This is a genomic window from Paenibacillus pectinilyticus, from assembly GCF_001700435.1.
GTDB lineage: Bacteria > Bacillota > Bacilli > Paenibacillales > NBRC-103111 > Paenibacillus_E > Paenibacillus_E pectinilyticus.
Map to the genome: position 1 here is coordinate 1,344,370 of NZ_LYPC01000027.1, position 11,152 is coordinate 1,355,521.

Annotated in this window: 11 protein-coding genes; 9 read left to right on the forward strand and 2 right to left on the reverse strand. The window is 45.3% G+C overall.

What is annotated here, in order from left to right; all coding sequences use genetic code 11:
- Positions 1-621: a redox-sensing transcriptional repressor Rex gene (locus A8709_RS27800; protein ID WP_065857239.1), complete on the forward strand. Its 621-nt coding sequence runs from the start codon at positions 1-3 to the stop codon at positions 619-621.
- A gap of 53 nt (positions 622-674) precedes the next feature.
- Here A8709_RS27800 and A8709_RS27805 read toward each other — a convergent pair whose 3' ends face one another.
- Both A8709_RS27805 and A8709_RS27810 read right to left on the reverse strand, forming a co-directional pair.
- Positions 675-1,676, reverse strand: coding sequence for an inorganic phosphate transporter (locus A8709_RS27805; RefSeq protein WP_065857241.1), 1,002 nt, complete (start codon positions 1,674-1,676; stop codon positions 675-677).
- A 62-nt stretch (positions 1,677-1,738) separates the two neighbouring features.
- Complete coding sequence (locus A8709_RS27810) at positions 1,739-2,365, reverse strand: DUF47 domain-containing protein (protein ID WP_065857243.1); 627 nt, start codon at positions 2,363-2,365, stop codon at positions 1,739-1,741.
- A 259-nt stretch (positions 2,366-2,624) separates the two neighbouring features.
- On the opposite strand from A8709_RS27810, the gene A8709_RS27815 reads away from it, so the two are divergent.
- The 8 genes from A8709_RS27815 (at position 2,625) to A8709_RS27850 (ending at position 10,910) form a co-directional block, all read left to right on the forward strand.
- Complete coding sequence (locus A8709_RS27815; protein WP_065857245.1) at positions 2,625-3,920, forward strand: amidohydrolase; 1,296 nt, start codon at positions 2,625-2,627, stop codon at positions 3,918-3,920.
- 42 nt (positions 3,921-3,962) lie between these two features.
- On the forward strand, positions 3,963-4,451 hold the full coding sequence (locus tag A8709_RS27820; RefSeq protein ID WP_065857246.1) for a cell wall elongation regulator TseB-like domain-containing protein: 489 nt from the start codon (positions 3,963-3,965) through the stop codon (positions 4,449-4,451).
- 137 nt (positions 4,452-4,588) lie between these two features.
- Positions 4,589-5,125, forward strand: a complete 537-nt coding sequence (locus A8709_RS27825) for a hypothetical protein (protein ID WP_244163325.1) — start codon at positions 4,589-4,591, stop codon at positions 5,123-5,125.
- Positions 5,118-6,623 (forward strand): AAA family ATPase, encoded by a 1,506-nt coding sequence (locus A8709_RS27830; protein ID WP_065857248.1) that lies wholly within the window; start codon positions 5,118-5,120, stop codon positions 6,621-6,623. Before A8709_RS27825 ends, A8709_RS27830 begins: the two co-directional genes overlap by 8 nt.
- A 127-nt stretch (positions 6,624-6,750) precedes the next feature.
- Complete coding sequence (locus A8709_RS27835) at positions 6,751-7,623, forward strand: 3-hydroxyacyl-CoA dehydrogenase family protein (RefSeq protein WP_065857250.1); 873 nt, start codon at positions 6,751-6,753, stop codon at positions 7,621-7,623.
- Complete coding sequence (locus A8709_RS27840) at positions 7,620-8,828, forward strand: acetate kinase (RefSeq protein ID WP_065857252.1); 1,209 nt, start codon at positions 7,620-7,622, stop codon at positions 8,826-8,828. The genes A8709_RS27835 and A8709_RS27840 overlap by 4 nt, the downstream gene beginning before the upstream one ends.
- Before the next feature lie 64 nt (positions 8,829-8,892).
- Positions 8,893-10,188, forward strand: coding sequence for an asparagine--tRNA ligase (gene asnS / locus A8709_RS27845; RefSeq protein ID WP_208607759.1), 1,296 nt, complete (start codon positions 8,893-8,895; stop codon positions 10,186-10,188).
- 38 nt (positions 10,189-10,226) lie between these two features.
- The gene (locus A8709_RS27850) at positions 10,227-10,910 is read left to right on the forward strand and encodes a DnaD domain protein (protein WP_065857255.1); all 684 of its coding nucleotides are present in this window, start codon (positions 10,227-10,229) and stop codon (positions 10,908-10,910) included.
- The last annotated feature ends 242 nt before the right edge of the window (positions 10,911-11,152 follow it).

Here is an 11,152-nt window from a genome sequence, read left to right on the forward strand (position 1 = left end):
GTGAAAACACAAAAAATTTCAGAAGCCGTCGTCAGACGCTTGCCAATCTACTTGCGGTATCTGAACGAACTTGCGATGAATAATGTAACAACGGTCTCATCTCAGGATTTAGGTCAGAAGTTAGATCTGAATCCTGCTCAGATTCGCAAGGATTTGGCCTACTTCGGGGAGTTTGGGAAAAAAGGAATCGGTTACGATATTTCTTATTTAATTGAGAAAATACGACAGATTCTTAAATTAGACCGTCATATTCAAGTAGCACTTGTAGGAGCCGGTAATCTTGGCAGAGCCTTATGCAATTATAATACGTACTTACGGAATGATATGAAAATTGTCGCTGTCTTTGATGCATTGCCAGATAAAGCAGGCGAGGTTATCAACAATCTAGTCGTTAGGCAGATGGGTCAAATGAAATCCGTCATAACAGAACTGGGCATACGTATCGGGATTATCACGGTGCCCGCGACAGAAGCGCAAAATGTAGCGAATGAATTCGTCGCATGCGGGATTGAAGCGATCTTGAATTTTGCCCCTGTCATTATTAAGGTTCCTGCTGAAGTCCGTGTGCATTACGCGGATTTCACAACGGAGCTGCAAAGCTTAGCTTATTATCTCGATTAAAATAAAGAGCACGATCGCGCTGTTGCCAGCGTGATCGTGCTCTTTATTTTGGTTTAGAAAATGAGACGGAACAAAACAAAATAGATAGAGAACGCTAGTGCGATCGAGATCGGAATTGTAATGATCCAAGTGATAAGCATGCGTCCCACTGTGCCCCATTGAACCTCGTGGAAGCGCAACACACTGCCTGTCCCAATAATAGCGGAAGAAATAACATGTGTTGTGGATAATGCTTTACCAAAATGTGTTGAAAACTGAATCACAAGTGATGATGTTAAATCAGAGGCAAACCCGTTGATTGGCTCAATTTTAACAATTTTGCCTGATACGGTTTTGATAATCCGCCATCCGCCGATGGATGTTCCTAAGCCCATTGCCAACGCGGCAGCAATTTTAACCCAAATGGGTACATTCAAATCGGTTTGATATCCCGCAGCTACGAGACCGAATACGATGATTCCCATTGCTTTTTGCGCATCATTACCACCATGGGAAAATGAGAGTAAGCCCGCGGAAACAATTTGTAAGGAGCGGAAAATCCGATTGAGTTTGGATCGAGATGTATTTCCTGACCATATAATAATGTTTTTTATTAGGAGCATTATCAAGAATCCGAGTGCAAAAGCAATGAGTGGTGATAGAACCAAAATGATAATGATTTGGATAAACCCACTCCAATTAACAGCATGAAACCCTGCTCCAGCCATTACGGCACCAGCCAAAGAACCAAACAGTGTATGTGAGGAGGAAGATGGAATCGACAGATACCATGTTAATAAGTTCCACACAATGGCTGCAAGTAAGGTTGCGATAACGACTTCGACACCATTCTCAATTTTGGCAGGATTGGCGATACTGCCACCTACCGTTTTGGCAACTTTGGAGGAAATCATAGCCCCTACGAAGTTAAGCGTAGCTGCCATGATAATCGCTACACGCGGGCTTAATGCGCGAGTAGAGATGGATGTTGCAATCGCATTAGCTGTATCGTGAAATCCGTTGATGAAGTCAAAAAGTAGGGCAAGTATAACGATTACGATCAAATAGGTTAACATGAATTCCTCCTAGCGTTCTCCTGCTGGAAAACATTCTTCGACTTCTCAGACTCTAGGCTGTCTTAAGAATAACGAAGTACAACACTATCTAGAATATTGGCAACATCTTCACAAGCATCGGTGGTTTCTTCTAAGCGCTCATAGATCTCTTTGAGTTTGAAATCTTCGTACGGATCTTTGCGTGTAATAAAGATTTGACGAATACCTTCGCGCATTAAGCGATCTCCATCATTTTCAAGGGAATTTATGGCAACGGTGTGTTCCGGAATTTGCATGTATTTCTTCTTAGCGAGGAGTTTGAAAGCATCAAGCATATGCTGGCAGGAATCTACAATTACAGCTGAGAAATCCTTCATATAGCCGTCTGTATGAGAAACATTAAGATAATCAAAACGAGCAATTGTTGCTTCAATACCGTCAGTGACATCATCCACCTTGGATGCCAATACCATAATATCTTCCCGGTCAATAGGGGTGATAAATACTTTATTCAACCCGCGGAAGATGTCGTGTGTTATGGAATCCCCGGCATGCTCGAGATCATTAATGGCTTTGACATACTCGATTGGCGGCTTATCACCCATCATGGCAGTGCGAAACAATTGAGCCGTTTGTAAAGCGTTCTCTGCTGCACGGATGAGAAGTTGCAAGAAATCGACTTCGTTCTTTTTGGTGAATAACGTTGTCATAGAATCCTCCTAATATTTGCTATATGTACAAGTTTTTAAACGAATTTGAGGAATAAATAGGACCAAATTGTAGAAAAAACTCACAATGAATAAAGTATCATACTCATTGCCGCTAAAGCAACGAAAATTCCGTGAAATTTTACAATTCCTTAACATATAAAGTTGCATGTTCGTGTTCCTTGATTTTGCAGAGATGAAGATGTAAAGTTTATTGGAGCATTGTGTATTAATAGAATGAGCAAAGAGAGGGATTTTTAGTATGAAAAAAACATTAATATCGAACGGTATTTTCATTTCTAATAAGGAAGCTAAATCATCCATTAAAGGCTGCATGGTTATCGAAGGCAGTCAAATTACATACATCGGTGAGGAAATCCCTGAACCTATTGAAAATTATGATGAAGTCATTGATGGGACGAATAAATTGTACATGCCAGGCTTAGTAAATACGCATGGTCACGCGGCAATGTCCCTTCTTCGCGGATATGGCGATGATCTAGCCCTGCAAATTTGGTTAGAAGAGAAAATGTGGCCGATGGAAGCCAAATTCACCTCCCAAGATGTGAAATGGGGAACTCGACTGTCTATTCTTGAAATGATCAAAGGTGGCACGACAACTTTCGTAGATATGTACGATCATATGAACGAAGTTGCGATGGCGGTTGAAGATTCCGGTATGCGCGGCGTACTAACACGTGGCGTTATTGGCTTATGTCCGCCAGATGTGCAAACATCCAAGTTGAAGGAAGCGATGGAATTTGCTAAGAATTGGCATGGACAAGCCAATGGAAGAATCACAACGATGATGTCGCCTCATGCGCCTTACACATGTCCGCCTGATTATATTGAGCGTATCGTGCAAGCCGCGCATGATCTTGATTTACCGATACATACCCATATGTCGGAGACACGACGTGAGGTAGAAGGCAATGTTGAGCAGTATGGTGCAAGACCTGTTGCTCATTTGGAGAAGCTTGGCGTGTTCTCACGGCCAACACTAGTCGCTCATGGCGTACATTTGACAGATGAAGAGATCGCGATTTTGAAGCAATATGATGTGCGTGTCTCCCATAACCCTGGAAGCAACCTGAAGTTGGCTAGCGGCGTAGCTCGTCTGCCTGAGCTTTTGCGCGCTGGCGTTAAAGTATCATTAGGAACAGATAGCGCGGCATCGAACAATAATCTAGATATGTTCGAAGAAATGCGTTTGGCTGCACTTATTCATAAAGGGGTTACGGGTGACCCGCTAGCGATTCCTGCCCAAGAAGCTTTATTGCTCGGCACTCGGATGGGAGCTGAATCCATTTGGCTGGATAAGGTCGGCTTACTTGAACCTGGTATGAAGGCTGACTTCATTGCGCTTGATATTGATCAACCGCATTTCTTACCGAAAACGGATTTCGTATCTCATATTGTGTACTCGGCATGTGCCAAAGATGTTGTGGATGTTTGTGTGGACGGCAGCTGGATCGTCCATAAAGGCGAGTGCTTAACACTAGATGAAGAGAAAATTAAGCGTGAATTTGAATTATGCTTTGATCGATTGAAAGGCTAATTCCTAGCCGAGTATGTGGACTTGGGGAGGTGCGCGGCGTTTATGAACAAGAAGCGAACGATAACACTAGGCGTTTTTATAGTGGCAACGTTGGGTGTAGTGTTAAGTCGTTTCTATCTCAATGTGCAGAACGAGCATTGGGATGAGAAGCGAGTAGCAGTCGAGAAAGCTTATCAGAGCACCATGATGACGAAGGCTTCAAAAGTAGATTTCTTCTACGGTGATGAGGCTTTCCAAATTGTTTACGGGGAAAATAAGCTGGGTCAAAATCTCGTTGCTTGGGTTTCTGACAAAGATGTTCATACGGAAATGACCGATGAGGCGTTCACGGAAGATCAAGTACGAGCTGAGGTGTCCAAAAAGGATGCAAGTACTGAAATTGAGCGTGTCATGCCTGGTAAGCTTGGAAATGACTATGTGTGGGAAGTATTTTATAAGACGAAAAATGATAGAGGTACGCGGTATTTCTATGATTATTACACCTTCAAAGAAGGTAAATTTCTCGATACATACCGGCTCAGTCTTCAATAGAAGGCTGAGTTTTTTCGTATTTCTTTTCTATTTCCCACTGATTACATAATGTAATATGTATAAGACGGATGATATACTACTCGTATAGCTTTTGAGGCATAGGAAATTAAATACGAATAGAAAGGTGGACGCCAACCATGAAGATGAAGCTGCGTCTTTTACCTGTTATTTTGAGTGTGATTATTTCGGCCGGCGTGTTATTTGGAGGCTGGTTCGCTTATACAAGCTTTGCGATGGAAAATCCATTATCCAATAAAATTAGTGCAGTTGCGGGTGTGACAAACTCGACAATGAAATTATCTTCGAGCCAAGTAGATATTGAGCTGACACTTAAGCCAGATGCGAATCTAAGAAATGTCGTGGAACAAATTAAACAAGACGGTGCGTCCATTATCGGTAAGCGTACTGTGAATATAACGGTGAAAAATAGTTCATCTCCTCAGTTAGATCAGTGGTGGTCTAAAGCGTTATTTGAAGTGGCACAAGCGATGGAGACCAAACATTATGCCAATATTCCTACGACATTAGAGAAATATGCGGCAGATATTCCGAACATGAAAGTAGATAGCGAAATGGATGAACAGAACGTGTACATTCGTTTGACAGATGGTGATGCGACGAAATTTATCATGCTGCCTAGAATCTCCCAGATTGGAGTGTGGCCGAATGAGTAAAATATATAAAGAGATTGGTATCGGATTTATTCCTGTTCTGCTTGTGTTCCTAGTTTATCAAGGCGTGAATGTGATTCCCATTCTGTTTATTGCGGCACTTGGCGCCTCACTCTTCTACATGATGCGCACTCGCGGCGGTATGGGGGCTTCGGCAGGCGGCGGTGATCGGAAGAGTAAACACCGGACGCCAGCATTTTTAACATTCGATGAAATTGGTGGACAAGATCGTGCAAAGAAAGAATTGATGGAAGCACTCGATTTCTTGATTAAGCATGAGGAAATTAAGAAATTAGGGATTCGTCCGCTCAAAGGATTATTGCTTACGGGCCCTCCAGGTACAGGGAAAACCCTAATGGCGAAAGCTTCTGCCCATTATACGAATTCTGTTTATATGGCTGCTTCAGGCAGTGAGTTTGTTGAGATGTACGTAGGTGTCGGCGCAAGCCGTGTGCGAGATTTGTTTAAAGAAGCTAGAGCTCGTGCGCTCAAAGAGGGCAAGGATAACGCGATTATTTTTATCGATGAGATTGATGTGATTGGTGGTCAGCGAGAAGGCGGACAACAGCGTGAGTATGATCAGACGTTGAATCAATTATTGACCGAGATGGATGGTATTCATACGAATGATGCGCCGCGTATTTTAATTATTGCCGCTACGAACCGTAAAGAGATGCTGGATAGTGCCTTACTGCGACCAGGTCGTTTTGACCGACATATTGAAGTTGATCTGCCAGATAAGAAAGGCCGTCTTGCGATTCTTCATATTCATGCGAAAAATAAGCCGCTTGCAGAAGGTGTTTCGTTAGATCTAACAGCTGAACAAACTTTTGGGTTTTCAGGTGCACAGCTAGAAGGTGTACTGAACGAAGCAGCGATTTATGCGATGCGTGAAGATAAGCTTGCGATTGAGCAACCCCATTTGGCTTCAGCGATTGATAAAGTGATGATGGGTGAGCGTACTGATAAAGAAACAGCGAATGACGAGAAAGAACGAGTAGCCTACCACGAATTGGGTCATGCGATTATTGCAGAGCTTGTGCGCCCTGGTTCCGTTTCGCAGGTGACCGTAAGCCCGCGGGGAAAAGCGCTAGGTTATGTGCGTCATAATCCTCCTCAGGATCATTATTTGTATACGAAGGACTATATCGAAGAACAGATCATGATCGCACTTGGTGGTGCGGCAGCAGAGGAAATGATTTATGGTGGGCGCAGCACAGGTTCCCGGAATGATTTTGAACAATCGCTTTCCATGGTTCGCAACATGATGGATTCAGGTCTCACGGGGTTAGGTATTATTGACCGTGAAATGGTAACCAAGGATCAGTTAATGAAAGAGAATGCTGCGATTCTAGATGCCTTGATGCTTCGTACGAAGAGCATGCTTGAGCAGCAACGTAGTGTCTTTGAACATTCCTTTGCGATTTTGATGAGGGAAGAAGTGCTTTCAGGCGAAACATTTCGTACGTTATTTGACGCCTCGGTGTCGCAAAGTGCATAATAATGACCGTTGGCCAATTAGGTCAGCGGTTCTTGTCTTTGCTTCTTATGGGCAAGAATACATATAATTAAAGGGACTCATTTATATTTGTAATGGGAAGATAGGAATGTAGAAGGAGAAACAGGCTATGATGTACAGAACAATTGGTGTAATCGGTGGAGGCACGATGGGACAGGGGATCTCGGAAATGCTTGCAGCTCGAGGACTTGACGTATTACTTGCCGAAAAAACACCAGAAAAGCTCGACCGAGCAATCGAACAAATAACGGTAAGTCTAGATAAACAAATCGAACGTTGGGCGATTACAGAAGCGGAGAAGAAGTCCATCCTTTCGAAAATTAAACGGGCTAATTCCATCCAGGATATGGCTCATTGTGAGCTTGTCATCGAGACGATATCCGAAGATTTGAATGCGAAGAAGCATGTTTTTTTTCAGCTCAATCAAATATGTTCCCCTACAATTATTCTCGCGACGAATACCTCGACATTGAGCGTTACGGAGATTGCTGCTGTAACCTCTCATCCAGAGCGTGTGATTGGGCTGCATTTCCTGCATCCAGTTGCCAAAGTCAACCTAGTTGAAATCGTTCGCGCGATGAAAACGTCGGATGAGACATATAACCATACACGTCAGTTCGTTGACGATTTACTTTTGAAAAAAAGCATCAAAGTGAATGAGTCACCAGGTTATATTACGACACGATTGATTTGTACACTGATCAATGAGGCCCTTCACACCTTATCGGAAGGTGTGGCTTCCGCGGCAGATATCGATCAAGCGATGCGCATCGGCTATGACTTTAAACACGGCCCGCTCGAGATGTGCGACCGATTCGGTTTAGATGCTGTATTGGCTGCACTTGAAGGAATGTTCCGCGAGTATGGTGATATCAAATACCGACCTTCTTATTTGCTAAAGCAAATGGTTCGCGCAGGTCATCTTGGGACGAAAACAGGAGAAGGCTTCTTCCGCTACGACAAGGATGGTGACCGACTATGAACATTCTAGTGATCAATGCGGGCAGTTCGTCGGTGAAGTATCAGTTGTTCAACATGGACAACGCCACCGTTCTGGCCAAAGGAAGAGTAGAGCGCATAGGGATGGATTCAGCCATTCTCCTGCACGAACCCTCTGGTAAACCTGATTTCCATAAGGTTGATGAAATATTGGAGCATACCACGGCTATCCGTAGGGTATTGGATGTGCTAGTACATCCCGAGCATGGCGTTCTGGCGTCCACCTCGGAGATCGATGCCGTCGGCCACCGTGTCGTACACGGCGGCGAATCCTTCAAGAGCTCCGTCCTCGTCACGGACGAGGTCAAGAAGGAGATCCGGCGTCTCTTCGATTTGGCGCCGCTGCACAACCCGGCGCATATGCTGGGCATCTCCGCGGTGGAGGCGAACATGCCTGACGTGCCGCAGGCTGTCGTCTTCGATACCGCCTTCCATCAGTCGATGCCGGCGAAGGCCTACCTATATCCGGTGCCGATGGCGCTCTACCGGAAGCACAAGGTGCGCCGCTACGGTTTCCACGGGACGTCGCACAAGTATGTCAGCGAGCGTGCCGCAGCCTTCCTAGGACGCCCGCTGGCGCAGCTGAAGCTCGTTACCTGTCACATCGGTAACGGAGCTTCCTGCGCCGCTGTACAGGGCGGCCAGTCGGTTGACACGAGCATGGGGATGACCCCGCTCGAGGGCTTGATGATGGGCACGCGCAGCGGCGATCTGGATCCGGCCATCGTGCCCTATGTAATGGGCAAGGAGGATTTGACGATCGGCGAGGTGAGCTCCATGCTGAATAAGCATAGCGGCCTACAGGCGATCTCGGGGATCTCCAGCGATATGCGGGAGATCGTGGAGGCGAGGGAAGCGGGCGATAAGAACGCGACACTGGCTTTTGACATGTATACGTATCGGCTGCGCAAATACATCGGGGCTTATACTGCAGCGATGAATGGCGTCGATGCGATTGTGTTTACAGCGGGCGTCGGCGAGAATTCAGAGGCGCTGCGACAAGTGGTATGCGAGGGACTGAGCTTCCTCGGGGTGGATTTTGATGCAGAAGCGAATCGGCAAGGAAGAGGCATGGAGAAGCGAATTACGAAGGAAGGCTCACGGGTTGAAGTACTTGTGATTCCTACGAATGAGGAATGGGTTATCGCGCAAGATACCTATGGATTAGTGCTAGCTGCAAAGGGCTGAATCTTTCGTGGCAAGCGTGAAATAGTGTACAATAAGAAGATCTTCAGTTCTAGGGAGGAAGGATATTCAAATGAAAAGTACGATAAGTGGTGTAAAGCATCATGTCGGCGAATCCGTTACGATTGGCTGTTGGCTAAATAAGAAACGTTCGAGTGGTAAAATCCAGTTTTTACAGCTGCGCGACGGCTCGGGATATATACAGGGTGTAGTGGTTAAAAGTGAAGTAAGTGAAGACGTTTGGGAAGCCGCTTCTAAGCTAACCCAAGAAAGCTCGCTGTACATAACAGGAACCGTCAAGGAAGATACACGTTCCAAAGGCGGTTATGAGCTGGACGTCACCGGTGTTGAAATTATTCAAGTTACCGAAGAGTATCCGATTACCCCGAAGGAGCATGGTGTTGATTTCTTAATGGACAATCGTCATCTATGGATTCGTAGCCCGCGTCAGCGTGCAGTACTTGTCATCCGCGCTGAGATTATTAAAGCAGTTCAAGGCTTTTTCAATGATCGTGGCTTCCATCTGGTGGATCCGCCAATCCTGACGCCGTCGTCTTGTGAAGGTACAACGAATTTGTTCCACACCAAATATTTCGATGAAGATGCGTTCCTGACCCAAAGCGGACAGCTTTATATGGAAGCTGCGGCAATGGCACTTGGGCGTGTGTATTCCTTCGGTCCTACATTCCGTGCAGAGAAATCCAAAACACGCCGCCATCTCATTGAGTTCTGGATGATCGAGCCGGAAATGGCGTTCGTGGATCATGTGGAAAATCTGGAAGTACAAGAGCAGTTCGTCTCCCATATCGTTCAAACCGTGCTTCAGAACTGTCAGGCTGAACTTGAGACCTTAGAACGCGATACCTCCAAGTTGGAGAAAATCAAAGGCAGCTTCCCGCGGATCACCTATGATGAGGCTGTTGATTATTTGCAAAAGAATGGCCATGAATTCGCCTGGGGAGAGGATTTCGGTGCTCCGCATGAAACGGCGATTGCTGCACAATACGAAACACCGGTATTCATTACGCATTGGCCGACTGAAATTAAAGCGTTCTACATGAAGCCTGATCCAAGTCGCCCAGAAGTCGTGCTATGTGCCGATATGATCGCGCCAGAAGGCTATGGGGAGATTATTGGGGGCAGTCAACGGATTGATGATCCAGACCTGATGGAGCAGCGTTTCAAAGAGCATGAGTTATCTAAAGAAGCGTACCAATGGTACTTGGATCTTCGAAAATATGGCACAGTGCCGCATTCTGGTTTTGGCCTAGGGTTGGAACGCACAGTCGCTTGGATTTGTGGCTTAGACCATGTTCGTGAAACGATTCCATTCCCACGTCTGTTATACCGTCTATACCCTTAAAAAGTGGCATTGTCCATGGGGAGAAAGGGGATTGACGCATGAGTATGCAACCGAATATGCAAATGAAGGTCGAAGCGATTCTTCTAAAAAGTTTTCAAGAGGGCAGCGTCGCGGTGCCGAGCTTATTGCTTAAGCATTACCGCGGGCTGAACTTGAGTGAAGTTGACGTGATGACACTCATCCATTTCATCTCTTTCATCGAAAAAGAAAGAAACAACTTCCCAACACTGGATGAAATCCAGGAGAGGATGTCTGCCTCCCCGGATATGGTTATCACGAGTGTACAGAAGCTGATTCGAGAGCAGTACATTACAATTGATGAAGAGACAGATGAATCAACCGGTTTCCGAAGTGAGCAGTATAATCTGACGCCGCTCTATAAGAAACTAGCAAACCGCGTTGCCGAGCAACAGCTGCAGGCCATTGCTGATGCGCAGTTGACGCAGGCACCGTCCGATGATCGGGTGAAGAACATTTACACGACGATCGAAAATGAATTTGCCAGACCTTTAACACCAATGGAATTGGAAACTATTTCCAATTGGTTGGATAAGGATATGTATAAAGAAGAGCTGATCATGACGGCTTTGAAAGAAGCGGTGTTTGCTGGCAAGGTTCATTTCCGGTACATTGATCGGATTCTGCTTGATTGGAGTCGTAATCGGGTATCGACGGTAGATCAGGCGAAGGAATACTCGCAGCGGTTTAGACAGACGAGATAATCAATTGCACGATAGGATGCGTGAGTTAGTAGAATGTGACATAACAAAATGCCCAATTCTTCACTCGATAAGGAGGGAGAATGGGCGTTTTTTGCGATGAAAGGTATAGGGTGATTGTAGTCGAGGCAATTTGATTTAGTGGTAAGTGGTAAGACAATCAGTGCTCTTAGAATTAATAGTGGACGTCTCTTAGTGTAGCAGTAATAATAATCTTAACTATGACTAAGAGGTGTCAGTCCATG

Bases quoted from the DNA above. Each gene is read 5' to 3' on its own strand.
- A8709_RS27805 (WP_065857241.1), bottom strand. From the start codon at position 1,676: ATGTTAACCTATTTGATCGTAATCGTTATACTTGCCCTACTTTTTGAC.
- A8709_RS27810 (WP_065857243.1), bottom strand. From the start codon at position 2,365: ATGACAACGTTATTCACCAAAAAGAACGAAGTCGATTTCTTGCAACTT.
- A8709_RS27815 (WP_065857245.1), top strand. From the start codon at position 2,625: ATGAAAAAAACATTAATATCGAACGGTATTTTCATTTCTAATAAGGAA.
- A8709_RS27820 (WP_065857246.1), top strand. From the start codon at position 3,963: ATGAACAAGAAGCGAACGATAACACTAGGCGTTTTTATAGTGGCAACG.
- A8709_RS27825 (WP_244163325.1), top strand. From the start codon at position 4,589: ATGAAGATGAAGCTGCGTCTTTTACCTGTTATTTTGAGTGTGATTATT.
- A8709_RS27830 (WP_065857248.1), top strand. From the start codon at position 5,118: ATGAGTAAAATATATAAAGAGATTGGTATCGGATTTATTCCTGTTCTG.
- A8709_RS27835 (WP_065857250.1), top strand. From the start codon at position 6,751: ATGATGTACAGAACAATTGGTGTAATCGGTGGAGGCACGATGGGACAG.
- A8709_RS27840 (WP_065857252.1), top strand. From the start codon at position 7,620: ATGAACATTCTAGTGATCAATGCGGGCAGTTCGTCGGTGAAGTATCAG.
- A8709_RS27850 (WP_065857255.1), top strand. From the start codon at position 10,227: ATGAGTATGCAACCGAATATGCAAATGAAGGTCGAAGCGATTCTTCTA.